Raw genomic sequence first — 24345 nt, 5'->3', positions numbered from 1 at the left:
GGTCCCAGCCTACCTGTGGCGACTGACAGCCCCTCCCACGGACGGAGCGAGGCGGTGCGTGGCAGCTAGAGGAGCGTCGACACCCGTGACCGGATGCTCTCGGCGAGCGATGCGACGGATGCCGTGGCATCCAGCACCAAAAATCGCTCAGGTTCCGCTGCAGCCAGCTCGAGGTAGACCTCGCGTACGCGACGATGGAACGCCGACTTCTCTGCTTCGAGCCGGTCGTACCGGGTACGGGACGCGTCGAGCCGAAGCCGTGCGGCGTCTTCGTTTAGGTCGAGCAGAACGGTGAGATCGGGCAGCAGTCCCCCGGTCGCCCACATCGACAGTTGCCGGACCTCGTCGATGCCGAGCTCGCGCCCAGCGCCCTGATAGGCGAGAGAGGAGTCGATGTAGCGGTCCTGGAGGACCACCTCGCCGCGCTCGAGAGCCGGCCGCACCTTCGTCGCTATGTGGTGTGCGCGGTCTGCCGCGTAGAGCAGCGCCTCTGCCCGTGGGGTGATGTCGCCGCGGTGGTGCAGCACGATCTCCCGCACCTCGATGCCAAAGTCGGTGCCGCCCGGTTCACGGGTGCGCACAACGACGCGCCCCTGTTCCTGCAACCACGACTCGAGCTCGGCGGCTTGCGTCGACTTGCCCGAGCCGTCACCACCCTCGAGGGTGATGAACAGCCCGGGGTATCCGTCTGATGCCGCCATTACTCAGCGGTTGCCGAAGCAGCGCCGGCGGTCTTCTTCGCGGCAGGCTTCTTGGCAGACGCTGTCTTTGTCGACACTCCGGTCTTCGACGCGGCCGCTGCCTTCGCCGCTGCCGCGGCTGTCGGCTTCTTCACTGTCGTCGTCGCCTTCTTGGCAGCGGGCTTCTTCGCGGCAGGCTTCTTCGCTGCAGGCTTCTTCGCAGCGGCCTTCTTGCGCGGAGCCGCAGGACCCTTGGCACGCTTGTCTGCGAGCAACTGGACCGCGCGGTCGAAGTCGACCTCCTCGACCGACTCGGCCTTCGGAATTGTCGCGTTCGTGACGCCGTCGGTGACGTACGGGCCGAATCGGCCGTCCTTCACCTTGATCGGCTTGCCGCTGACCGGGTCAGCCTCGAATTCCTTGAGCGCGCTCGACGCACGACGGTTGCCGTACTTCGGCTGCGCGAAGATCTCGAGCGCCGCCGGAAGTTCGATCTCGAAGATCTGGTCTTCGTTCTCGAGCGACCGGGAGTCGGTGCCCTTCTTCAGGTACGGACCGAACCGCCCGTTCTGCGCGGTGATCTCCTCACCGGATTCCGGGTCGACTCCGACGACGCGCGGCAGGTCGAGCAGCTTGAGCGCCGTGTCGAGGTCGATCGAATCCAGCGACATCGACTTGAAGAGGGATGCCGTCCGCGGTTTGACCGCTGCGGCTTTCTTCTTCGCCGGTGCCTTCTTCTTCGGAGCATCGGTCACTTCACCGGTGGTGAGGTCGACTTTCTCCTCGGCCACCTCGGGCTCTGGCTCGACCTCGGTCACGTACGGCCCGAACCGGCCGTCCTTGGCGAGGATTTCCTTGCCGTTCTCCGGGTTCACTCCGATGACGCGATCGGTGAGCACCGGGGCGTCGATGAGTTCCTGGGCCTTGGCGAGTGTGAGCTCGTCAGGGGCCAGGTCTTCGGGGATGTTGATGCGTCGAGGAACAGCTGGCGACCCGTCCTCCTGCGCCGGCGCCGAGGCATCCGTCACTTCAAGGTAAGGGCCGTACTTGCCGATCCGGATCGTCACGGTGTCGCTGAGCCGGAGCGAGTTGATCTCGCGCGCGTCGATCTCACCGAGGTTGTCGACCACCTTGCGAAGGCCTCGGTGGTCACCGCCACCGTAATAGAAGGACTTGAGCCACTCGGTGCGGTCCTGCTCTCCACCGGCGATGCGGTCGAGGTCTTCTTCCATCTCGGCCGTGAAGTCGTACTGGACGAGGTCGGTGAAGTGCTCCTCGAGCAGACGGATCACGCTGAATGCGATCCACGAGGGGATGAGCGCCTGGCCACGCGCGGTCACGTACCCACGGTCGGTGATCGTCGCGATGGTCTGCGCGTACGTCGACGGGCGACCGATACCCAGCTCTTCGAGCGTCTTGACGAGGCTCGCCTCCGTGTAGCGCGGGGGCGGCGAGGTCTCGTGCCCCTTGGCCTCGACGTCGGTGAGGATCAGCTTCTGGCCCTGAGTCAACGGTGGGAGCTTCGCTTCACGGGCTGCGTTGTCGCTCGCGTTGCGTTCCTCGTCCTGGCCTTCTTCGTAGGCGTGGAGGAATCCGCGGAAGGTGATGACGGTTCCGGATGCTGTCAGCTCGGCGGTCTTGCCGTCTGCCTGCGCCTCGATGGTCACCGTCGCGGTCTGGCCCTTGGCGTCGGCCATCTGGCTGGCGACGGTGCGCTTCCAGATCAGCTCGTAGAGCTTGAAGTCCTGGCCGCGAAGGCTCGAGGACAGCGATGCCGGCGTACGGAAGGTGTCACCGGACGGCCGGATGGCCTCGTGCGCCTCCTGCGCGCTCTTGTTCTTGCCCGCGTAGATGCGCGGCTTGTCAGGGATCGTGTCGGCGCCGTAGAGGGCTGTGGCCTGATCGCGGGCCGCCTTGATCGCCTGGCTCGAGAGCGACGGCGAGTCGGTTCGCATGTAGGTGATGTACCCGTTCTCGTACAGAGACTGGGCGACACTCATGGTCTGACGAGCGGAGAAGCGCAGCTTGCGCGCCGCCTCCTGCTGCAGCGTCGACGTCGTGAAGGGGGCAGCGGGGCGACGCGAGTACGGCTTCGACTCCACTTTGGAGACAACCGCGGATGCCGCGGGGCCGGCCAGTGCTGCGGCGACGGCCTGCGCGGCCTGCTCGTCGAGCGGTACAGCCTTGCTCGTCAGCTTTCCGGTGTCATCGAAGTCGCGACCGGTGGCAACACGCTGCCCGTCGAGGCGGACGAGTCGCGCTTCGAAGTGGGTGGCGTCGGCGTCGGGTGCGGCCTGGGCCGTGAGGTCCCAGTACTGGGCGGCGGTGAACGCGAGGCGCTCACGTTCGCGGTCGACGATCAGGCGGGTGGCAGCGGACTGGACACGACCAGCCGAGAGGCTCGGGCCGACCTTGCGCCACAGAACGGGTGAAATTTCATACCCATATATACGGTCGAGGATTCGTCGGGTCTCCTGCGCGTCGACGAGGGCGACGTCGAGGTCGCGGGTGTTGTCCTTCGCGGCGAGAATCGCGTCCTTGGTGATCTCGTGGAACACCATGCGCTTCACCGGAACCTTGGGCTGCAGGACCTGGAGCAGGTGCCACGCGATGGCTTCACCCTCGCGGTCCTCATCAGTCGCGAGCAGGAGTTCGTCGGCGTTCTTCAGCGCTCGCTTGAGCTCTGCCACCGTCTTCTTCTTGTTGTCGGAGACCACGTAGTAGGGCTCGAAGTCATTGTCGACGTCGACGGCAAACTTGCCGAACGCGCCCTTCTTGAGTTCAGCCGGGAGGTTTTTCGGCTCGGCGAGATCACGAATGTGTCCCACGGAACTCAGTACCTCATAGCCCTCGCCGAGGTATCCGGCGATGGACTTCATTTTGGTCGGTGACTCAACAATGACCAGCTTTTTTGTGCCTGGCACCCGACTCCTTTCGTCGTGCACACCATACACACCCTTTGCTGGGGGACACCTAATCCCCGGCGCCGCCGGAGACGCATCGGGCGCGTCGTGAAGAAGCACATTCGCCTCTTGAAAAGATAAAGGGAAAGAGCAGAATGGCTCTATGAGCGCATCCTCGACGGGCAATTACACCGCAAAACTCACCGACGGGCCGTTGGAGGGCAAGACCCTGGCCGCAGATTTCCTCGAGTCGGGCGACCCCCGTCCGACTGTGGAGATCGCCGCCAACGGCGGCAAGACCTATGTCTATGCACGTACGGCGGGCCAGGAGTTCGAGGCCGAGGACTCCGATCGCCCCAGTGCCGTGAACTATCGATACCTGACGACCAACTTCGACGACGCGACGGAATCCTGAGCTCGTTCCCGGGAACGGGACGAGTTTGCGAACCGGACCAACCACTGGCGCAGGTACAACCGACGCCTAACGGCGCCACGGGTCTAGCTGGCTGAGCGAGCTACGGAATCGCGGCGATCGCGTCGATCTCCACGAGCGCATCTTGCCTGGCCGGCGATACCGCGAGCACGGTGATCGCCGTTCTGCGGTCGCCCCAGACCGCTCCGGTCGCTGCATATGCCTCGTGCGGGTCGACACCGGTGGCAAGGTAGATGGTCAACTTGACCACGTTCTCAGGCCCGGTTCCGCCTTCGTTGAGCACGGCAATCAGGTTGTGCAGCGCCTGCTCGGTTTGTGCACCGAGGCCGGTCAGGAGCGCACCCGAGCTGTCGGCGCCGTTTTGTCCACCGACATACAGCATCCGCCCGGCTGGGGCGATCATGCCCTGGGCAAACGCCGGGTTCTGATGTAATTCCGGTGGGTCCACGGGGGTGACAAGAGCGGCCATCATGGGTCTCCTTTCCTCGACCTGTGCACGGACTCTGCCGTTTCGACCGAGTATCGCCCGCGCCGCAGTGGGACACCAGCCCCTTTCAGCTTCTCGTCAGCTCTGGTTTCGCCCCTCAACATCCGTTCGTCCGCCCTGGTTCGCCCTTCAACATCCGTTCGTCCGCGTCAACGCCTCCCTCCTCCCGCTAACCGGGGCACCCTCGCTCGGTGACAACCGGCGGCTCGCCTGGCTGAGTGGTCCTGGCTGAGTGGTGCCGCCCGCTACCCAACGCTCGCACCGCTACCCGGGTGGACCCCGCCCAGCGCCTGCACCCTCGGGTGGTTGCCCCGCCCGCGAGGCGACGCTCACGGTCAACCCGAGAACGGACCGGGTGGCTGTCACGCGGGCTTCCACCCCCTCGATGGTGCACTCGCGCAGGGCTGCACCATTGAGCCGCGCGGCCTCCGCCGCGTTCTCGCACGGGATCCCTGCGACGACACCGGACGCTGTATCGGCTGCGGCGAGCGCCGCCGCGTCTGCCGCGTTGGCCACCTGCTGCCTCACGGTCAGTGCCTGATTGAGCGGAAGAGCCAGTCCGGTCAGGAGCAACACGGATGCCGCAAGCGCGATGACAAGAATCGACCCGCTCCCTTCCTCCCTGCCGGTCCGACGACGCGTGTCCCCTTGCGAGCGTCTGCAACCTTCCTGCTCCTTCACTCAACGGCTCCCGTCACAGTCCGCCGGCGAGCGCACAACCGGATGCCCGTACCCGGATTCCGGCGAGCACCGCCGGGCCGATCCCCGCCGGTGCGCTGAGCTCGACGCAGACGTAGTCTCCCGTCGTCGACGTCGTCATCGCGGCGGCGCCAGCTACCCGTGAAACCCGGGCGCTGGCAGTATCGACCGAATCGCCGCGGGCGAGGGTGCGGGCCGCGTCGGCGGCGGCATCCGACAACCGGACCTGCTGTGACGCCACCTGGACCGCCCCAAGGCACCCCGCCAGCACGAGAATGACGGCGGGAAGCGCCACGGCGAACTCCGCCGTCACGCTTCCGGTCTGGCCGTCTGCGCGGCGGCCCGCCCTCATCCCGGTATTCACCGCAGCTACCCGTTAAAAGTGAGCGCGCGCCGCACCAGGTCGGTCAGGATGGTCCTGACCTCATCCGACCTCATGATGACGACAAGCAATCCCGCGAAACCGACGGCAGCCATGGTGGCGATCGCGTACTCCGCCGTCGCCGCACCTTCGTCATCGCCGAGTCGCGCTCGAACTGCCCGCCACCGCTCAAGAGGGCGCCGCGCCCTCGCCGGGCCTGTGCCAGAGGGTTCCTGGCCGGATGCCTGCCGCGCCGTGATCATTGTGTTCTCCTTCCGCATCGCGGGGATGCTGAGTGTGTTGGCTTCAATCGTTCTGCGGCGTCAGGGCCTGTAACGACTGGACTCAGACCTCGTGGACGCTTCACCCGAACCCCGACACTGTGGAGGACAGCACGCTCAGCAAAACGGGCACGACGCCGACCAACATGAAAGCGGGAAGGATGCAGAGCCCGAGCGGAATCATGAGCCGGGTGCCCAGGGCGGCCGCGGCACGCTGTACTTCTGACCGGGCATCGCGCCGCAATCGCGAGGCCTCACCGATCAGGAGTTCTGCGGCCGGGATCCCGGCCGCGCGCGAAAGCGCAAGGACATCCTCGATGGTCGCCGCGGTGTCCTCATCACCGGTTCGGTGGGTGACCCGGGTGATACTCCGGCGCCGCGACGCCACCCGGCCGGCAGAACTCGCCTCCGTCCCCACATTCGCATCCGCATCCGCATCCGCATAGGCATCCGCATCGGCAGCGGCAGCGGCAGCCCCGTCGACTGACCGCGCCGGGGCATCCGTAGTACTCAGACCACATTTTTCGAGCGCCTCGCTCACCGCGGATCGAGAGCGCTGGACGGACGCACCCGACGACAATGCGATGGCCAGCAGGTCGATTTCGAGTCCGGGTGCGCTCGTAACAGGGAGCGCCCGGTTCACCATCCGGTTCGACCACCGCCACGAGAGGACGGTGAGGACGCTGCCTGCCACCAGACACACGAGACCGGGCGTCGTTGTGAACAACGTGCCGAAGGTGTCAAAGCCGAGCACCGAACCAAAGAGAAGGCCGACAGCCGGTAGGACGGTCACGAACCTCGAGGTGGCCCTGGGGCCAGCGAGAGCGGCATCGATGTCGCGTTGCGCCTGGCCGAGCGCGAGTTGTGACCGGGCCAGTTGGGTCAGGCACGGCGCCAGCCGCGCGCCGGTCCCGATGGCGACGGCCCATGCTGCTGCGACGGCCCGCCAGGCGTGGCCGTCCGGTCCCTCCGGCGACGCCTCGACGATCGCTGTCGGCACGTCGATGCCGTCCCTGGCAGCCAGTGCGGCAGCCGCGACCACCTCGGGGACGGGGTCGGCGCCGGGAGGGCCTGTGGCGCGCGCCTGGGACTCCGCGAGGTACTGCCATGCCGCTGCGGGCGTGACCCCGGCGCCGAGCAGCACGGCCAGTCGCTCGGTGATCGCCGCGATGCGTTCAACCCCCGGCGTCGGGTCTGTCACGCGGGCACCTCACTGATGGTGAGCCGCCCGCCTTCATCGAGGGCAAAACGCCCCTGACGTGCGACCCGACGCACCCCATCGACTCGCTCCAGGTGGATGACCAGACCGATGGCGCTCACCGTTTGCCTGGCGACGGCATCCGTTGTCATTCCCGCAAGGGCGCCAAGAGCCTCGATCCGTGCGGGAACATCCGCGAGCGAGTTGGCGTGGAGTGTGCCGGCGCCGCCGTCGTGGCCCGTGTTCAGGGCGGCGAGCAATTCGCGCACCTCCGCACCCCGGCACTCCCCCACCACCAGCCGGTCGGGGCGCATCCTCAGCGCCTCCCTGACGAGTCGGTCCATGCTGATCGCACCGGCGCCCTCCAGATTGGGCTGCCTTGATTCGAGCGAGACGAAGTGAGGGTGGTCCACCCCGAGTTCGGCGACGTCTTCAATGGCGACGATACGTTCACTCCGGGGTGCGCTCGCGAGCATCGCACCGAGCAACGTGGTCTTACCCGTGCCTGCCGCGCCGGTGAGGAGGAGGTTGGTGCGCTCCCTGACCGCCGTGGCGAGTTCGAGAGCCGTGTCGCTGTCGAACATGCCCGCCGCACCCAGCTCGGTGAGATCCAGCCGCCGCACCTGGGGCACGCGGATGCTGACCAGGGTTCCTGAGACCGAAACCGGTGGCAGGACGGCGTGCACCCTCACGCCTCCGGGCAGCCTGACGTCGACGCATGGCGTTGCCTCGTCGATATGGCGCCCGCCGAGCCCGATCAACCGCACCGCGAGATCGCGGACCTCTCGCTCGGTGAGCGTCAGGGTGCCGTCTCTCTGGAGCCCGTCGCCGCGGTCGACCCACAGGCCACCGCGCTCACCGTTAATAAAGACGTCGGTGACCGCGTCCTCGACCAGAAACCCTCCGAGCGCACCGAATTCGGCAGCCAGGCTCAGTCGGAGGCGGGCTGCTGTTGCAGCCGGCCCAGCTCGACTAGCCGGGCCAGCTGGACCGGCCGCGGATCGCGGGCCAGCCGGGCCGCCGACGTCGGGGGACGCGTCGACGAGCCCGACTGGGGCTTCACGTGGACCGTCGGGGCGCGCCAGACGGACGGGAACCGTCACCGCAGTCGAAACGCTCGGCCACTGCGGGCTTAGCCGACCCGGACCACGCTGAGTCGCGGCGCCCGACGGAACGAAACGATCTTTCGCAACTACGGCCCCGGTCGAGCCCGCCTGACCCTCCGTGTCGTCGGAACGGGAGCCGACGACGGGAGGAGGAGGGGTGCCCGCGGCGTACCCGGCAAGCTCAGCCGGAGCGGCGACGAATCGGGTATTCATACCGGAACGCTAGTGACGGCGGGTCACCGGTGTGGCTGGCGCCGGACACCTGTGGAAAGCTCACACGGGCGCCCTGGCTGTGGAGGAACCGGGCGAATGGACGGCTCCGCGGTGCCCGGTGAAAATGAGAGCAGCGGCATCCATCGGGGGAAATGGATGCCGCCACTGGCGGCGCTGGACTGGGGGATAATCCGCACGCCGCATGATCGAATTTGTGAATTCGGCCGAGGCCCAGTGTACGCGGAATAGGTCCGTGCGCAAGCGGTAAAGGCCTCCAAAGTCCCCCAAAGGGTGGACCGGCCATTCCTGCCCCATTTTGCGCTCCCGCCCACCGGGGATCATTCGCGGTACAGTCTGTATGAGTTACACAGAAGTGACCCGGACCACGCGTCGCAAAGGAGCGAGTACCCACAACATGAATCCTCAAATCGACAACCTCCTGCATGAAACCCGCAAGTTTCCTCCGAGCGAAGAATTTTCGCAAAATGCTGTCGCCACTGCTGCGCTCTACGACGAGGCGAAGGCCGATCGACTCGAGTTCTGGGCACGGCAGGCTCGTGAGTTGCTGCATTGGAACACCCCGTTCACTCGGACCCTCGACTGGACCAATCCCCCATTCGCCAAGTGGTTTGACGACGGCCAGCTCAACGTGGCCTACAACTGCCTCGACCGGCACGTCGAAGCCGGCAACGGCGACCGCGTCGCGTTCCACTGGGAGGGCGAGCAGGGTGACAGCCGCACTGTGACCTACGCCGAGCTGACCGAAGAGGTCAAGCGCGCAGCGAACGTCCTCGCCGGACTCGGCATTGGCCAGGGTGACCGGGTCGCGATCTACCTGCCCATGATCCCGGAGGCGGTCATCTCGATGCTCGCCGTCGCGCGGCTCGGTGCCGTGCACTCGGTGATCTTCGGCGGATTCAGCGCCGACAGCATCCGTTCTCGCGTTGACGACGCGAGCGCGAAGCTCGTCATCACCGCCGACGGCGGCTGGCGCAAGGGCAAGGTCAGTGCGCTGAAGCCCGCTGTGGATGCCGCGCTCGAGGCACGCGGTGACCTCGGCCCGCAGGAGACGGTCACCAACGTGCTCGTGGTCAAGCGCGGCGAGAACGAGGTCGACTGGACCGACCGCGATCTGTGGTGGCACGAGGAAATGGCGAAGGCGGAGTCCGAACACGAGGCGCAGCCGTTCCCGGCTGAGAACCCGTTGTTCATCCTCTACACCTCGGGCACAACCGGAAAGCCGAAGGGCATCCTGCACACCTCGGGTGGGTACCTCACCCAGTCCACGTTCACCCACAAGATGGTGTTCGACCTCAAGCCAGAGTCAGACGTGTACTGGTGCACCGCCGACGTCGGCTGGATCACCGGCCACAGCTATGTCGTCTACGGCCCGCTCGCGAACGGCACAACGCAGGTGCTGTATGAGGGCACTCCTGATACACCGCACCCCGGTCGCTGGTGGGAAATCATCGAGAAGTACAAGGTGACGACCTTCTATACCGCGCCAACCGCCATCCGTTCGTTCATGAAGCTTGGCCGGAAGATCCCGAAGAAATTCGATCTGTCGTCGATCCGCCTGTTGGGAAGCGTCGGCGAACCGATCAACCCCGAAGCGTGGATGTGGTACCGCAAGGTCATCGGCGACAAGCTGGCGCCGATCGTTGACACGTGGTGGCAGACGGAGACCGGGGCGATCATGATCTCCGCGCTGCCCGGCGTGACCGAGACGAAGCCCGGTAGTGCTCAGGTGCCGATCCCGGGAATCTCGATCGATGTCGTCGACGACGACGGATCGCATGTCGGCAGCGGCAACGGCGGACTGCTCGTGGTCACCGAGCCATGGCCGTCGATGCTCCGCGGCATCTGGGGCGACCCAGAGCGGTTCAAGGAGACCTACTGGGAGAAGTTCGGCGACAAGAACCTGTACTTCGCCGGCGATGGCGCTCGGCTGGACGACGACGGCGACATCTGGCTGCTCGGACGCGTCGATGACGTGATGAACATCTCCGGACACCGACTCTCGACCGCTGAGATCGAGTCCGCGCTCGTCGCCCACGCGTTCACCGCTGAAGCTGCCGTTGTCGGCGCCCACGACGACACGACGGGGCAGGCCGTTGTCGCCTTCGTCATCATCAAGGAGAGCATGCTCGAGGAGTCTGCCGCCGTCGAGGACATCGCCGCCGTGCTGAGGTTGCACGTTGGTGAGCAGATCGGGCCCATCGCGCGTCCCCGCGACGTCTTCGTCGTCAACGAGCTGCCCAAGACCCGCTCGGGCAAGATCATGCGGCGCCTGCTGCGGGATGTCGCCGAGGGCCGTGACATTGGTGACACGACGACGCTCGCCGACACCACGGTGATGCAGATCATCACGGGGCAGGTGACGGCGAAGTAGCGCTCGCACGTCAGCCCGGAACAACGGCGCGAGACAAGGACAACGGCCCGAGATAAGGATGAAAGCTCCCACTTCATCCTTATCTCGGGCCGAATTCCTTATGTCGAGCCCTATAGGTCGAGCCCTATAGGTGGAGCGAGACCTGATGTCAGGTCGAGGCGACGGCCGGCAGAAGGTGCAGCCCCTGCGCCATCGCCGCAAGAATGGTCTGCTCAACGTATTCCCAGTCGTACATGACCCGGTAATAGTCGAACCGGAGAACGATATAACCCAGCAGCACGAGACGAGCGTCCTGGGCCAGGTCCCGACGACGCCGTTGCGGGTCTGAATGGGGGCCGTAGCCATCGATCTGGAGCACAAGCCGGTCGCCAATAAGGCCGTCTACCGGGTGCCCGTCTATGACGACCTGTTGTCGCATGACGATCCCCCGCCGTTCGAGTCGAACGCGGGGAAGCGTTTCAATCCCAGAGTCGCTGAACTCAGTCGTCGCTTTCACGAGCCTGCGAAAGGCTTTCGACCGTCGGTGCCAGCGGGCTAACTGCGCGTGGGTTACCAGCTCGGCCCGCACTGCAGAGTCGAAGACCACTATCGCCTTCTCGAACGGTTGGCAGTCGGCGACGTGGCCAAGCACGTTCTCAAGCGGCTCGACCAGAACGAACCTGTCGGACGGGATCACCGGCCGGCCCCAATGCAGCCGTAACTCGGGAGCCGACCTTAAGACAGAGTTTCGCTGCACCGACAGATGCGTGCGGCCATCATCGATGGTCCACAAGCCCTGCTGGCGAGCGGCAGAAATGCACGTGAGGCGAGCCCCAAGTCGAGCAGCCGTGAGCATGGGCTCCTGGCACGTCCTTGTGTAAAGCCATTGGCGTCGAACGACGCGCACACGGCCGGCGTGCAGTGCGTTTGTGACCACGTATGCAGTGAAGCCCGCAGACAGGGCATCTGCACGGTGTGCAATACCGTTTCGAGCGTTGAGCCAGCCTTCAAGATCCATATGCCAACCCTGCGGGGCGCATCGCCAGGCACGCCGGCCAGGGCTGATTCGTGGCCAACCCGCGACCAGAAGCGGGTTGTTGAGGAGTCGCAGGCCACCGCTCTCAGGAACGGTGGGGTGATCGCCGGACAAGGAAAAAGCGCCAGATAAGGATGCCGCTGCCCACGGCATCCTTATCTCGGCGCTTTGTCCTTATCTCACGAGGGCAACCCGAGGCGACTACGCGAACGCGAGAATCAGCTCCACCTCGACCGGCGCGTCCAGGGGCAGCACAGCGACGCCCACGGCCGACCGCGCGTGGATCCCCGACTCACCGAAGATCTCGCCGATCAGGTTCGACGCACCGTTGATGACACCCGGCTGCCCGGTGAACGCGGGGTCGGATGCCACGAAGCCGGTGACCTTCACCACCTGGGTGACGCGGTCGAGTGAGCCGATCACGCTCTCGGCAGCGGCAAGCGCGTTGAGCGCACAGGTCGCCGCATACGACTGGGCATCCTCAGCGGACACGGACGCGCCGACCTTGCCGGTCGCGGGCAGGGCGCCGTCAACGAACGGAAGCTGCCCCGAGGTGTACACGAGGTTTCCCTGCACGACGGCAGGCACGTAGGCGGCGACAGGTGCCGCAACGGGCGGAAGCGTGAAGCCGAGTTCAGCGAGCCGGTCGGCGATGCGCGACACTAGCTTGCCTCGGCGATTGGGCGCTTGAGGTACGCAACGAGGCCGCCCTCCGGCCCGTTGACAACCTGGACGAGCTCCCAGCCGTCCGATCCCCAGTTGTTGAGAATCGCGGCGGTGTTGTGAATCATGAGGGGGGTCGTGAGGTACTCCCAGCGAGGCATGTTTATCCTTTTGTGTCGGTGCGAATCGCGACGGCGGGATGCCGGGACATACCGACACAGCGGCACACCACGGACCCACCAGAGCACCCATTAAGGCGCTTTTACAGATTTGTCGCTTAAAGTGATCCTATGCCTGAACAAAAACGCACGGCTAGTGGTGTGCTCGGGGGCTTCCTCGGGTTCATCGGACTAAGTGTCGCTGCCGGAATACTCGTTACCGCTGCCGTCACGCCCGCACTTGCCGTCACTGGCATGACCGCCAACAGCACGATTGGCGTCTTCAACGAGCTCCCCGACTACCTCAAGGTAGGCCAGTCGATGGAGAAGACCAACATTTACGCCACGGCGTCCGACGGCAGCACCCCCCTGCTCGCCTCGTTCTACGACCAGAACCGCGAAGAGGTCACGAGCGACCAGGTGTCGCAGTTCGCGAAGGACGCAGCGGTCGCAGCAGAGGACCCGCGCTTCTTCGAGCACGGCGGCGTCGACATGATCGGAACCGCGCGGGCTATCTTCAAGACCTACGTGGTCGGCGGGCAGACACAGGGTGGATCGACCATCACCCAGCAGTACGTGAAGAACGTCCTCATCCAGCAGTGCGAGGTCGAATCGGCCTCCCAGGAAGAACTCAACGCCTGCGCGGATGAGGCCACGAAGGCATCAGGCGCCGATGGCGCAGCACGCAAGCTCAAGGAGATGCGCCTCGCGATCGGCGTTGAGAAGGACTACTCGAAAGACGACATCCTCCTCGGCTACCTGAACATCGCCAACTTCGGTGCCCGCACCTACGGCATCCAGGCGGCCGCGAAGTATTACTTCAGCGTCAACGCCATCGACCTCAACGTCGATCAGGCAGCGACCCTCATCGCCATGGTCAACAACCCGAACAACCTTCGGATCGACAAGCCGGCCAACGAAGTCAACGGCGCCGCCGATGGTTACTCGAAGACCAAAATCCGCCGCGACTACGTGCTCAACGACATGCTCGAGCACGGCAAGATCACCGCAGAGCAGCACGCTGCGGCCATCGCGGCCGTCATCACACCAGCCATCACGCAGCCAAGCACCGGATGCCAGACGGCGGGCAACGCTGCCTACTTCTGTGACTACGTGACCTGGATCGTCAAGCAGGACCCAGCATTCGGCGCAACGCCGGAGGAACGTGCCGCAGCTCTTCGCCGCGGTGGACTCCAGATCTACACGACCCTTGATCTCGACATCCAGGCCGCAAGCCAGGCGTCGATCGATGCAGCGATCCCTCACACGATGGCCCGCACCAACATCGGCGCCGCGGCATCGACCGTGCAGCCGGGAACCGGTCGCGTGCTGGCCATGGCCCAGAACAAGACGTTCAGCAACGACAAGGCACTGACCGCGACGAGCAACGCGTACACCTCGGTGAACTACAACACCGATAGGGCATACGGCGGCTCGTCCGGGTTCCAAATGGGATCGACCTTCAAGTCCTTCATTCTCCTCGACTGGCTGAAAGAGGGCCACTCACTCAACGAGTCGGTGAACGGAGAAAGGCGAACCTTCACCAAGTGGAAGGACAGCTGCACCGGAAACTACACGAAGGCGTACAACCCCAAGAACTACGACGGCTCGAGCTCTGGCTCCATTACACCCATCGACGCCACGCGCCGCTCGGTGAACACGGCGTTCGTCGCCATGGCTCAGAAGCTCGACATGTGCTCCATCTTCCAGGGCGCAGAGGCCATGGGCGTGCACCGTGCAGACGGAAAGCCGCTTGAGGCCTACCCGGGCACCCTCCTCGGCGCCAATGAAGTGGCCCCGCTTTCCGTAGCAACCGGAATCGCCGGCATCGCTGCCTCAGGTCTCACCTGCTCGCCGATCGCCATCGACAAGGTCTTCGGCCCGGACGGCGCCGAGATTCCGGCGCCCAAGAGCACGTGCACGCAGGCGGTGACCCCCGAGGTCGCCAACGCTGCGACGTTCGCCATGGAGACGGTGTTCAAAGCCGGTGGTACCGCGGCTCGCGCAGCGGTACCCGGCGCTCCCCTGATGGGCAAGACGGGTACCGCCGATGAGGCCAGGCACTCCTGGGTCACCGGTGGCACCAGCGAAGCCATCACCTCCCTCTGGATCGGCAACGTGTCCGGAACGTCGAACATGTACAACGTTCGCGTGAATAAGGGACAGTCTGGCTTCAGCGCGAAATTCGGTGTCTTCGCCGGCATCCTCAAGTCGTCGATCGCGAAGTACGGCGGAGAGGAATTCCCGAACCCGTCAGACTCGCTGATCAAGGCCAAGCGCGTCGCGGTCCCCGAGGTCGCTGGCCAGTCGGTTGAAGCCGCGTCGGCGATCCTCGAGAAGTCCGGCTTCGCCGTCCAGGTCGGCAGCCCGGTCGACTCGAGCGTGGGCGCAGGCCTCGTCGCGTCCACCGATCCCGCCGCCGGCTCCGACGTCGCCACGGGTTCGACCATCACCCTGCACCCGAGCACGGGCGTCGCCCCGCTCAAGGTCCCGAACGTCGTCCAGGCGGACCCGGAAGCGGCCAAGGAGACCCTTGAGGACGTCGGGTACGAGGTCGCCGCGGAGTGTGCGGCGGATCCGAAGGCCCCGCCGGGCAAGGGCGTGGTCTCGAAGCAGACCCCAGCGGCTGATTCCACCCTGGCTGCCGGTCAGACCGTGACCATCACCGTGACACGACAGAACTGCGATTGAGCCGGTCAGCTCAGCGCGCGACCAGCGGGGTCGGGGCAGCCTTCGGCGCCCTGGCCCTGATTGGTGCCGCCACTTTCGCGTGGGGCTCACTCGTCGAACGCAAACGGTTCACGCTGCGTGAAGAGACTGTTCCTGTGCTGCCCAAGGGCGCAGCATCCGTCACGATTCTCCATCTCTCCGACCTGCACATGGCCCCGTGGCAGCGCGATAAGCAGGCCTGGGTACGCGAACTCGCGAAGCTCAACCCTGACCTCATCGTCGATACCGGCGACAACCTCGGGCACGAAGACGGCATCCCGGGTATCGAGCGTGCCTTTGCCGACTTCGGTGGCGTGCCGGGACTGTACGTCAACGGATCCAACGACTACTACGGCCCGATGCGCAAGAGCTGGCTCAAGTACTTCCAGGGGCCGTCATCGAACGGATCTGCGCCACACAAGCGCCAGCGCAACCTCGACACCGCGCGCCTCGAATCCTTCTTCACGGATGCCCTGGGCTGGCAGTCCCTGAACAACGCGGTTGGCACCGTCACGCTCAAGGGCACCACGTTCAACGTCTTCGGCGTCGACGACCCGCACATCGGCGCCGACCGTCTCGACCTCCTGACGGGCCTCCTCGACGCGCAGAACGATGACGAGAGCTTCGGCGGCACGGCAACCGACCCTGACAACGTCGTGCACATCGGAGTTGCCCACGCGCCGTACCAGCGCGTGCTCAACTCGTTTGTGAACCACGGTGCCGACCTCATCTTCGCCGGCCACACGCACGGCGGCCAGGTCTGCCTGCCCCGGTTCGGTGCGCTCGTCACAAACTGCGACATTCCACGCGAGCAGGTCAAGGGCCTGAGCCTGTGGCGTCATGCCTTCCGGTCGGCCTTCCTGCACGTGAGCGCCGGCCTCGGCACCTCGATTTACGCGCCGGTGCGGTTCGCCTGCCCGCCAGAGGCGACCCTGCTCACCCTCGTCGCCCGCGACTAGGCGAAGGCTGCCCAGAGAAGGAAATAGCGCAGAGAAGGAAATAGCGCCGAGATAAGGACAAGCCGGCCACCGGCATCCTTGCCTCGGCGCTGTTTCCTTATGTCGGCGTGCCGACACACAACCCGAGCAACAAAAAAGCCGCCCGGTTCTGTAAGAACCGAACGGCTTATCTGTCGGGGTGGCGGGATTCGAACCCACGACCTCTTCGTCCCGAACGAAGCGCGCTACCAAGCTGCGCCACACCCCGATGGCCCAAGGGCCTCACTAAGGATAGCCGATATTTGACGGCCCCGATGACGCGACCGTGACGCGACCGTCACCGCGAGCATTACCCGCGGCGCTGCCGACGCACGACATAGGCTCCGGTGAGGGCAAGCGCCCCAACGAGAAGCATCCCGCCGCCGAGCCAGACCGGAGTGAGGTCCGCGCCGGTGTGCGGAAGCGCGCCGTCGGCGGCGGGCGTGCAGGATGCCGTCAGGCTGAACAGGAGCGGCCCGCGGGCGGGGCTGACCGTGCCCGTTGTCGTGAGTTCAAAGCTCCCACTCGTGCGCGCCTCATTCATGATGGTGAGAACGAGGCTGCCGTCGTCCTCGGCGGTGACCGTTGGAAAGGTCTTCGCCCTGAAGGCCGCAGGAGCGATCGAGATGGCGTCTTCATCTCCGCCGGTGATCGTGATCGTCACGGTCTCGCCCGGCTCGAAATAGCCCGGCTCGGCAACGTACCGGCCCTGGCACGCCGCAGCGTCGACCGCCGCCGCGTCGTCCGGCGGGTAACTCGCCGCTCCGGCCGCGGTCGGCAGCGACAGGGTCGCGACTATGGCCAACACGGCTACCGCAATTGATCGAGGGACCACCTCTCACACTCCTTAGGGTCGGGGCAGACCGGAGGGGCACGTTGCCTTCAACGCACCCCTCCGAACCTGAGTAAACCTCAGGTTAGCGTTCGGCGGGGCATCCGGTACGCCCCCGTTCGGGGTGAGCTATTGCGACACCAGGAGTGCCTACGACGGATTCGATCTCAACAGCCATGAAATCCACCGTCACGGTGACCGCCTCCCCCGGTGACACCTGTACGAACAGGGACACCACGGTTCGGCCTCCGTCAGCCCGCGCGATCGTCGCAACCTTGTCATCCCCACGGGTCGCCGCGTGCACCGAAGCGCCAGCCGGGAGCACGACGAGAACCTGCGTGCGGATGTCGCCGGCCACAACACCGAAGATCCCATTCCCGGTGACGAGCGCCGACAGGCTGGTCGCGGCATCCGTCGGAGCAACACTCGTCAGGGTCACCGTCGCCCGGTGATTGGCACTCCCACTCAGCCGGGAGCAGCCCACCTCGGCAACCGCCTCAAGGTAAAGGCCCATCTTCGCGCCGGTCGCGTCGTTGAGGTAAATACCGACGGTCTCCTCCGAAGGCTGCGGTAACGAACCAGCGAGGCTGGTCTCCGCGAGCACCGCCTGCTCGGATGGGTCGGTACTGAACAGCAGGATGCGTCCCTCCGCGGCACCGTCTGCGACCGCGGAGAGAAGCGCCCGCTGATCGACGCCCTCCGACGTCAGAGCATCGAAGACGGCATCCGTCGCGTTCGCGAAGAACGCGTCCTGCGCGCGTGCATCCGGGATGTCACGGTACACATCACTGAGCAGGACCCGGGCCGCGTTTGTGCCGTCCAACGACACGCCGCCGGCCACCGACACGGGGCCGGTTGCCCCGAGAACCCGCTGCAGAACGAACGGATCGACGGCCACCGCGCCATTGAATGTCATCCCGTAGACAGGCTCGGCCATAGCGATGGCAAGCTCGGCGGCCCGTGCAAAGTCGGGCGTGAGGTTGACGTTCATGATGTAGCGGCCGAGAACCTCCCCGTAGAGGTTGGCCTCCGCGGTCGTCACCGGCAGAATCGGCTCAGCGAGCACCGGATAGTCGAATGTCGATTTCTGCTGCGACACGGTGAGGGAGCCACCGGATGCCGTCAGCACCGCCGTCGCACCGACAAGACCCCCTGAGGAACGCAGTTCTGCATTGTTCTGCACGAGCAGCAGATAGTTGCGTGTCTCGGTGCCGCCGAGCATGCCCGGCAACAGGGCGGTCGCGCGATCGAGGGACGCAATGGTGTCAGCGGTGGACTCGACCAGCGCAGTGAGCTCGCCAACGGCATCACGAATAAACGGGAGTGTTGGGTCAGTCTCGATCTTTCGCGACGCGGCCCTGATCGGTTCGACCGCATCTCGCGCCGCAGACACGGTGGGCGCGGCAGCCGCGAGGGGTGCCAGGTCAATCGAGGCCCCCGCGACCGGCGCGATGGCGAGACTGCCGACCTCGGGGATGAGCGGCCGGGCGACATCGGAGGCCAGGTCATCCACAACGACGGAACCCTGCCGGACGGCGATCAGGTTGGCGCCCGCAAACGGTATGCGTTCCGCCACCGCCCAGATCGGGTCGCTTGTAAGCGCGACGGCTCGATTCGTGTGAACGATGAGCGTCGCCAGCGACGCCGTTGCGGCATCAGTGTCGCCGGCGAAGACGTCATCCCGGACGACCGAGGCCACAGACCTGGCCGCGCTGAGCTCCTCCGCGGCCGCGGCACCGCGAAGCCCCACCCACAGGGCGGCAGCGAGAGCAGCGAGACCGAACACCAGGATCGCCACAAGCACTGCGGTGCGGATCGGGGCGCGGTGGGCTCGCTGTGCGGACATGACTTCCCGACGATGAGGCGGAACAGTTCCCGCAACGGTGAACCAACATGACGAAAGCTCACTTTGAGCATAGGCTTCAGGTCAGAGGAGCGCATCGCGCCCAAACAGGGGTCACAGCGGTCACAGCGGTCGCAGCGGTCACAGCGGAAAGGAGCGTCATGGTCACTCAGCGCCATCGCCGCATTGCCCTGGCACTTCTCGCGATCGGTGCCCTCGCAGTTTTCGGTATCACCTTCTGGCCGACCCCGATCGACGCCGGCTTCGCCGACACGCTCCGAGGCTGGCTCGCCGCGCAACAGAGCGCCGGGGGTCCCGCTCTCCTCCGTTACGGCGTCGTGGAATTCGCGGCGAACATCGCCATGTTTGTCCCGCTGGGCTTCGTACTCGCCGTGCTGCTGCCTCCCGGACGCCGGTGGCTGTCACCTGTCGCGTGCTTTGCGCTCTCGCTCGTCATTGAGACCGGACAGCTGCTTTTCAGGTCAGGGCGCCTCGGCGATATCACCGATCTGCTCGGCAACACGCTCGGTGGGCTCATCGGCGCGAGCCTGCTCACACTGGCCCTCACGGCAACCCGGGCGCGGACCGCGCGGCAGGAGCGGCGCCAGCGGGCGACGGCCGGGCATACGAGGCCCTATCCCGCCGCGAGCATCGATCCGTAGGCCGGCTGGCCGGGGCAGGTGGCGAGCACGCCCTCCATCGCCGAGCGTTCGGCGGCGGTCACCCACAGCCGGTAGACGGCCTTCACCGAGATTTGCCGCGCCACGTATTCACAGCGGTAGCTCTTCCCGGGTGGGAGCCAGGTTGCCGCGTCGCCCGCCTGCTTTTGCCCGTTGGAGGAGGCATCCGTCGCCTGAAGGTTCAGCGGATCGTTGGCGAGCGCCTCGCGCTCAGCCTGGCTGAGCTGCTGGGCGCCGGTCTCCCACGCGTTCATCAGCGCAACGACGTGGTCGACCTGCACAGCGGTGGAGGTCTCTTGCCCGCGGGTGAACTCGACATCGATGCCGCCGTAGATGTTGTCGAGCGACCCGGACATCACCCGGCAATCGCCCTCAAGGAGAATGTCGGTGAGATCACGGGCGAGGATGTCGTTGCGGGTGTCGCAGCCGTTACCGTCGACGTCGATCCAGGCCCTCCCGAACGAGCCGGAGCGGTCGTAACCGGTCTTCGGCGCGCGGCCCTTCGTCGGGAGCGCCGCCAGTGTCTCGCTCGCTGTGCCCACGATCGGGGCGGATGCCATGGGGCCGGTGCTGCCGGTCCCGGGTGCCGCACCGTTATCGGTGTCGCCCGTCTCGGCCGGGCTCGGGGCCTGCGACGTGGATGGCCGGGTCCCAGGCTGCTGGGCAGCATCCTGCGGGCTGAACATCGACACCGCGAGGGCGATGGCAGCGGCGAGGGCGACGAGCGCTCCGGCCAGGGTGGACGCCCGGGGCGTCGAGCGTTGCCCCATGTGGCGACTCCAGTTTCTCTCCCCTCGAGCCTACCGGCCGCACTCGGCGCACCCGACGAGCAGCCCCGCACCGGCGCCGTACGGACTACCCGTGCTCCCTGACGAACGACAGCGCAACCTCGGCGACGTCCCGCCACCCGTGGTCGATCGTGAGCGAGTGACCCCGGCGCGGAATCTCGATGATCTCGGTGTGCCCGGGGTTGTGCTCCTGCTGCTTGAACCCGGCCTGCGCGATGGCCCACGGGATCATGTGGTCGAGCTCCCCCGAGATGATCAGCAGCGGCCCGCGGTCAGGATTCCGGGTATCCACGACGATCTGGCTGAACGGGTTGATGTTCGCCGTTGCCGCTTCAAACAGCGGGATGCCGGCCGCAGCGACGTGGAATTCGTCATACAGCGCTCGCCCCTCCTCATCGTCGAGGGCGTTCGTCCAGCCGTAGGCGAACTGCTCGTAGGTGAGCGAGACCGCGCGCGCGGCGTTCGCCGGGTTGCTGAGCACCGGTGCCGCCGCCTTGAGCGACGACAGCGGCAACGGCAGCACCCCTCGGAATGGAGCGGGCGAAACCGCGACGGTCACGGTTGCCTCACCGGTGCCCGCGAGGCTCTGGGCGATCAGGCCACCGAACGAGTGACCGATGATCGCTGGCTTGTCCGCCAGGTGACCGATGGCATCCAGAAAGTGCTCGGTGACCTCCCTGACCATCTTGTGCGCGAACACGGCCGGGTCCTGCCGTGCGGCCTCGACCGTCGCGGGGTCGTCGGGCCAGATCGGTGCGAGTGTGGCATACCCGGCATCCTCGAAGAGCCTCCGCCACCGGTCCCAGCTCGATGACAGCAGCCAGAGCCCGTGCACAAACACGATGGGTGGGCGCCCAGACTCGTTCGCTCGCTCGATTTCGCGTAACTCGGTGTCGGTGAGGAGACTGCCTCCCATAGCGCACCCCGTTCTGTCCGTTCAGAAAGCCTGCGGTGACTGCGACCCTATTCCCCACGCCGGGATGCCGTCTAGGGCTCGGCGGGACGGCGGAGGCCCCATCCCCCATCGTGGTCGCTGCGAGCGCAACAGGGCCACCCCGCAGGACGCGCGCATTTCACGAAGCGAGCCGTGCGGCCCTACGCTCGACACCATGACCGCGACAGCGCCGCACCCCGCATCGCAGGGCGCGACTCTTGGCGTCGCTCTCGTTCTCGGCGGCCTGCTCTGCCAGGAAATCGGTGCGTCGTTCGCTGTGCTCCTCTTTCCTGTCGTCGAGCCGGTGGGCATGGTGGCCCTGCGGCTCGTCTTCGCCGCCCTGCTTCTCCTGATCGTTGCCCGCCCGGCGCTCGGCGGACACTCGCGGGCCGACTGGGTCACCGTCGGCGGCTTCGGCCTCATCCTCGCCGCGATGAATGTTCTGTTCTACCTGGCGCTCGAGAGGCTCCCGCTCGGCCCGGCGGTGACCATCGAGGTGCTCGGTCCGCTGCTCCTGTCGGTGATCGTGAGTCGCCGGGCGTCGAGCTGGCTCTGGGCGGTTCTCGCCGTCGCCGGAGTCGGACTGCTCGGCTGGGGCGGGGTCGCCGAACTCGATCCGGTCGGTGTGCTCCTTGCCGCTGGCGCAGGTTCGTGCTGGATGGCGTACATCCTGCTCTCGGCGCGGACGGGCGCGCGGTTCCCGAAGCTCGACGGACTCGCCATCGCCATGACCATCGGCGCGCTGGTGACCCTGCCGTTGGGCATCGCACATGCCGGAGCAGTACTCTTCGAGCCTCGCATCCTCGCGCTCGGGGCTGCGGTTGCTGTCCTCTCCTCCGCCATTCCATACGCCCTCGAATTGTTCGCCCTCCGGCGTCTCGCCGCCTCAGCTTTCTCCATCCTGATGAGCCTGGCTCCAGCGACGGCGGCCGTCGTTGGGGTGGTCGTGCTGCACCAGCACCTCAGCATCCTCGGCTGGGTCGCGATCGGTCTCGTCATCCTCGCCAGCGTGGGCGCCGTGAGGTCGGCGGCAACGCGGTCCCGGCCCCTCGCCGGCCTGGCCGAACCGGTCGCATGACCCGGCGCCGACGAGCGTTCCCGGCGTCCGCTCACCGCGAACCGCAGAGTGAACAGTTCCCAGCCATCGATGACAAAATGACTGGGTGACCAATTACCCGGAGCTCGACGGCTACGAACCGAGTGACGGCAGGCCACTGCCATCACAGCGGATGCTCCGCCCCATGCGTTTCCTTGTCATCATTGGCGTGATCGCTTTGATCCTGCCCGGCATCCTCGTCACCATCTCGACGGCAACGCACACCGCCGACGTGAGCTGCAGCCTGGTGGTCCAGCGCGACGCCCCGTTCGCGACAGGCTCGACCGCGCGGTTCGAGATGATCGGCCCCGAGGGTCCGGCCTGGTATTGCTACGCCGAGGTTCGCGACGAACCCGACCTCCTCCTCGCCTCCCTCGGGCTCATCCCGGGCGCTCCGCCGCCCCCGCAACCCGAGCTCATCACGAGCTAGCGACCCGCACTACCACCGCACGCGGAAAGCGCAAGCCCCTCGCTGCGGACGCGGCTTGACCGCGGAAACCACTAACGTTGGTGAAGATGCGATGGATGAGTCCTCGCCGGCAGAGACAGGAAATACCAAGTGATTGTTCACAGGCTGACCGTCGACGGACGTGACTACTTCCTCCCGGACCCGGTAACCGAACTGCGGTCACAGATCCTCAAGGCCATTCAGGCCGGCGGCGGATACGTCACCATCCCACCGCTACGCGGTGGGCCCGGCCTGGACATTCTGTTCTCCCCCGGCATGCCCGTTGTGTGGAGCCAGATCGAGGTCGGCGGCGACAATGGATCCGATTCCGGCAACGAGAACTCGGTGCCGATCGAAGACGACTCCTTCAGCGGACTCTGACCTCCTGAAGCACCCGGACGGCAACGCGCTCATCGCGCACCGGCCAGTACCGGGTCCAGCTCCTCGACCGGCTGCGGGGGACCGAAAAGGTAGCCCTGCGCCCGGTCGCAGTGAATGCGCTGTACCAGGTCGAGGTGCTCCGTTGTCTCGACACCCTCGGCGACCACGCAAACGCCGCGCTCCTGGAGCAGCGACACCGCGACCGCGATCAGCGCACCGTTGCTCGTATTCCCCTGGATCAGCGACTTGTCGATCTTGAGCTCGGTGATTGGCAGGTCCCTGAGCTGGGCGAGCGATGAGTGCCCGGTGCCAAAGTCGTCGAGCGAGACGCCGAGGCCGATGGCTCGCAACCGTTCGAGCCGGGTGGCAACATCGGCGAGATCCATGATGAGCTGCGATTCGGTGATCTCGATGGTGAGTGTGCCGTTGGGTAGTTGGTGCTCACCGAGGAGGTCGTGAAGCTGCTCGAAAACCTCTGGCGTGGCGAGCTGAACAGCGGAAACGTTCACCGACACGTGGATTGCAAGACCGTCACCCCGCCACCTGGCAGCGTGGCGGCATCCCTCCTCCAGCATGAAGGCGCCGATCTCGTGAATGATGCCTGTGCTTTCCGCGATGGGAATGAACTCGACCGGCGGGATGAGTCCCTGCGTCGGATGCCGCCAGCGCGCGAGCGCCTCGACCGCCGTGATCTCACCGGTGGCAACGTCGATCTGTGGCTGGAAATATGCCTCGATCTCGTGTCTCGAGACGGCACCCCAGAGGTCGTCTTCGAGCGTCATTGCGGCCTGCCAAGCCTCGCCGCTCCGGTAATTCGGAGAGCGGCCTCAAGAGTTCGCTGGCAAAATCGCATAGCTCATGGTGCAACGCCCGTCACGGGAAATCTACGCTCGCGGTTTTCGGCGCCTTGTGCGTATAATCCGCCACAGGGCATCTGAGAGGCCGGTTCACTGTCGGAAAGGTGCATCGCGTTGCTCACCGCCAACGTGCTCCACTAAAATTTTTGAGCCACCGAAACGGCGGCACCGATGAGCGGTTCTCGGGATTTCAGCAGTGCACACAGCAGGA

Annotated in this window: 24 protein-coding genes and 1 tRNA gene; 8 read left to right on the top strand and 17 right to left on the bottom strand. The window is 65.9% G+C overall.

Annotation, left to right across the window (positions count from 1 at the left end; genetic code table 11):
- Positions 1–65: 65 nt before the first annotated feature.
- Positions 66–701: a dTMP kinase gene (gene tmk / locus AC1C2M_RS09335; RefSeq protein ID WP_495436081.1), complete on the bottom strand. Its 636-nt coding sequence runs from the start codon at positions 699–701 to the stop codon at positions 66–68.
- On the bottom strand, positions 701–3604 hold the full coding sequence (topA, locus tag AC1C2M_RS09330) for a type I DNA topoisomerase (protein WP_495436080.1): 2904 nt from the start codon (positions 3602–3604) through the stop codon (positions 701–703). The genes tmk and topA overlap by 1 nt, the downstream gene beginning before the upstream one ends.
- Positions 3605–3746: 142 nt before the next feature.
- Between topA and AC1C2M_RS09325 the strand changes: the two genes are divergently transcribed.
- The gene (locus AC1C2M_RS09325) at positions 3747–3998 is read left to right on the top strand and encodes a hypothetical protein (RefSeq protein WP_495436079.1); all 252 of its coding nucleotides are present in this window, start codon (positions 3747–3749) and stop codon (positions 3996–3998) included.
- A gap of 100 nt (positions 3999–4098) precedes the next feature.
- Here AC1C2M_RS09325 and AC1C2M_RS09320 read toward each other — a convergent pair whose 3' ends face one another.
- From AC1C2M_RS09320 to AC1C2M_RS09295, 6 genes are all read right to left on the bottom strand, one after another.
- Positions 4099–4488: a RidA family protein gene (locus AC1C2M_RS09320; protein ID WP_495436078.1), complete on the bottom strand. Its 390-nt coding sequence runs from the start codon at positions 4486–4488 to the stop codon at positions 4099–4101.
- Between the two features lie 279 nt (positions 4489–4767).
- Positions 4768–5184: an Rv3654c family TadE-like protein gene (locus tag AC1C2M_RS09315; RefSeq protein WP_495436077.1), complete on the bottom strand. Its 417-nt coding sequence runs from the start codon at positions 5182–5184 to the stop codon at positions 4768–4770.
- A 13-nt stretch (positions 5185–5197) separates the two neighbouring features.
- On the bottom strand, positions 5198–5554 hold the full coding sequence (locus AC1C2M_RS09310; protein ID WP_495436076.1) for a TadE family type IV pilus minor pilin: 357 nt from the start codon (positions 5552–5554) through the stop codon (positions 5198–5200).
- A gap of 17 nt (positions 5555–5571) precedes the next feature.
- Positions 5572–5826, bottom strand: coding sequence for a DUF4244 domain-containing protein (locus AC1C2M_RS09305; protein WP_483405471.1), 255 nt, complete (start codon positions 5824–5826; stop codon positions 5572–5574).
- A gap of 100 nt (positions 5827–5926) precedes the next feature.
- Positions 5927–7045 (bottom strand): type II secretion system F family protein, encoded by a 1119-nt coding sequence (locus AC1C2M_RS09300; protein WP_495436075.1) that lies wholly within the window; start codon positions 7043–7045, stop codon positions 5927–5929.
- Positions 7042–8361 carry a TadA family conjugal transfer-associated ATPase gene (locus tag AC1C2M_RS09295; protein WP_495436074.1) on the bottom strand — a complete coding sequence of 440 codons (1320 nt, stop codon included), beginning with the start codon at positions 8359–8361 and terminating at the stop codon, positions 7042–7044. Before AC1C2M_RS09295 ends, AC1C2M_RS09300 begins: the two co-directional genes overlap by 4 nt.
- Positions 8362–8776: 415 nt before the next feature.
- On the opposite strand from AC1C2M_RS09295, the gene acs reads away from it, so the two are divergent.
- Complete coding sequence (gene acs / locus AC1C2M_RS09290) at positions 8777–10753, top strand: acetate--CoA ligase (protein WP_495436073.1); 1977 nt, start codon at positions 8777–8779, stop codon at positions 10751–10753.
- Between the two features lie 148 nt (positions 10754–10901).
- On the opposite strand, the gene AC1C2M_RS09285 is transcribed toward acs, so the two are convergent.
- From AC1C2M_RS09285 to sp36, 3 genes are all read right to left on the bottom strand, one after another.
- On the bottom strand, positions 10902–11429 hold the full coding sequence (locus AC1C2M_RS09285; protein WP_495436072.1) for an endonuclease domain-containing protein: 528 nt from the start codon (positions 11427–11429) through the stop codon (positions 10902–10904).
- Positions 11430–11969: 540 nt separating this feature from the next.
- A complete protein-coding gene (locus tag AC1C2M_RS09280) occupies positions 11970–12431 on the bottom strand; it encodes a RidA family protein (protein ID WP_495436071.1) in 462 nt (153 codons plus the stop codon).
- Positions 12431–12592: a Sp36 family protein gene (sp36, locus tag AC1C2M_RS09275; RefSeq protein ID WP_483405465.1), complete on the bottom strand. Its 162-nt coding sequence runs from the start codon at positions 12590–12592 to the stop codon at positions 12431–12433. The genes AC1C2M_RS09280 and sp36 overlap by 1 nt, the downstream gene beginning before the upstream one ends.
- 129 nt (positions 12593–12721) lie before the next feature.
- Between sp36 and AC1C2M_RS09270 the strand changes: the two genes are divergently transcribed.
- Positions 12722–15280 carry a transglycosylase domain-containing protein gene (locus AC1C2M_RS09270; RefSeq protein ID WP_495436070.1) on the top strand — a complete coding sequence of 853 codons (2559 nt, stop codon included), beginning with the start codon at positions 12722–12724 and terminating at the stop codon, positions 15278–15280.
- Positions 15277–16257 (top strand): metallophosphoesterase, encoded by a 981-nt coding sequence (locus AC1C2M_RS09265; RefSeq protein WP_495436069.1) that lies wholly within the window; start codon positions 15277–15279, stop codon positions 16255–16257. The genes AC1C2M_RS09270 and AC1C2M_RS09265 overlap by 4 nt, the downstream gene beginning before the upstream one ends.
- Positions 16258–16430: 173 nt before the next feature.
- Here AC1C2M_RS09265 and AC1C2M_RS09260 read toward each other — a convergent pair.
- From AC1C2M_RS09260 to AC1C2M_RS09250, 3 genes are all read right to left on the bottom strand, one after another.
- A tRNA-Pro gene (locus AC1C2M_RS09260) sits at positions 16431–16504 on the bottom strand.
- Between the two features lie 81 nt (positions 16505–16585).
- On the bottom strand, positions 16586–17110 hold the full coding sequence (locus AC1C2M_RS09255; protein ID WP_495436068.1) for a hypothetical protein: 525 nt from the start codon (positions 17108–17110) through the stop codon (positions 16586–16588).
- A gap of 82 nt (positions 17111–17192) precedes the next feature.
- Positions 17193–18953: a DUF4012 domain-containing protein gene (locus tag AC1C2M_RS09250; RefSeq protein WP_495436067.1), complete on the bottom strand. Its 1761-nt coding sequence runs from the start codon at positions 18951–18953 to the stop codon at positions 17193–17195.
- Between the two features lie 158 nt (positions 18954–19111).
- Between AC1C2M_RS09250 and AC1C2M_RS09245 the strand changes: the two genes are divergently transcribed.
- Positions 19112–19612 (top strand): VanZ family protein, encoded by a 501-nt coding sequence (locus tag AC1C2M_RS09245; protein WP_495436066.1) that lies wholly within the window; start codon positions 19112–19114, stop codon positions 19610–19612.
- Here the strand turns inward: AC1C2M_RS09245 and AC1C2M_RS09240 are convergent.
- Both AC1C2M_RS09240 and AC1C2M_RS09235 read right to left on the bottom strand, forming a co-directional pair.
- On the bottom strand, positions 19585–20400 hold the full coding sequence (locus AC1C2M_RS09240) for an HNH endonuclease family protein (RefSeq protein WP_495436065.1): 816 nt from the start codon (positions 20398–20400) through the stop codon (positions 19585–19587). The genes AC1C2M_RS09245 and AC1C2M_RS09240 overlap by 28 nt on opposite strands.
- Before the next feature lie 85 nt (positions 20401–20485).
- Positions 20486–21334: an alpha/beta hydrolase gene (locus tag AC1C2M_RS09235; RefSeq protein WP_495436064.1), complete on the bottom strand. Its 849-nt coding sequence runs from the start codon at positions 21332–21334 to the stop codon at positions 20486–20488.
- 193 nt (positions 21335–21527) lie between these two features.
- On the opposite strand from AC1C2M_RS09235, the gene AC1C2M_RS09230 reads away from it, so the two are divergent.
- From AC1C2M_RS09230 to AC1C2M_RS09220, 3 genes are all read left to right on the top strand, one after another.
- The gene (locus AC1C2M_RS09230; RefSeq protein WP_495436062.1) at positions 21528–22430 is read left to right on the top strand and encodes an EamA family transporter; all 903 of its coding nucleotides are present in this window, start codon (positions 21528–21530) and stop codon (positions 22428–22430) included.
- Positions 22431–22515: 85 nt separating this feature from the next.
- Complete coding sequence (locus AC1C2M_RS09225; RefSeq protein WP_483405456.1) at positions 22516–22878, top strand: hypothetical protein; 363 nt, start codon at positions 22516–22518, stop codon at positions 22876–22878.
- Positions 22879–23007: 129 nt separating this feature from the next.
- Entirely contained in the window at positions 23008–23277 is a 270-nt protein-coding gene (locus tag AC1C2M_RS09220) for a hypothetical protein (protein ID WP_483405455.1), read from the top strand.
- 29 nt (positions 23278–23306) lie between these two features.
- On the opposite strand, the gene AC1C2M_RS09215 is transcribed toward AC1C2M_RS09220, so the two are convergent.
- Positions 23307–24059 carry a putative bifunctional diguanylate cyclase/phosphodiesterase gene (locus AC1C2M_RS09215; RefSeq protein WP_495436061.1) on the bottom strand — a complete coding sequence of 251 codons (753 nt, stop codon included), beginning with the start codon at positions 24057–24059 and terminating at the stop codon, positions 23307–23309.
- Positions 24060–24345: the final 286 nt, after the last annotated feature.

It is taken from the genome of Mycetocola sp. Y444 (assembly GCF_059445295.1).
The sequence above is the reverse complement of the archived record's forward strand: the minus strand, read 5'-3'. Positions and strand labels throughout refer to the sequence as shown.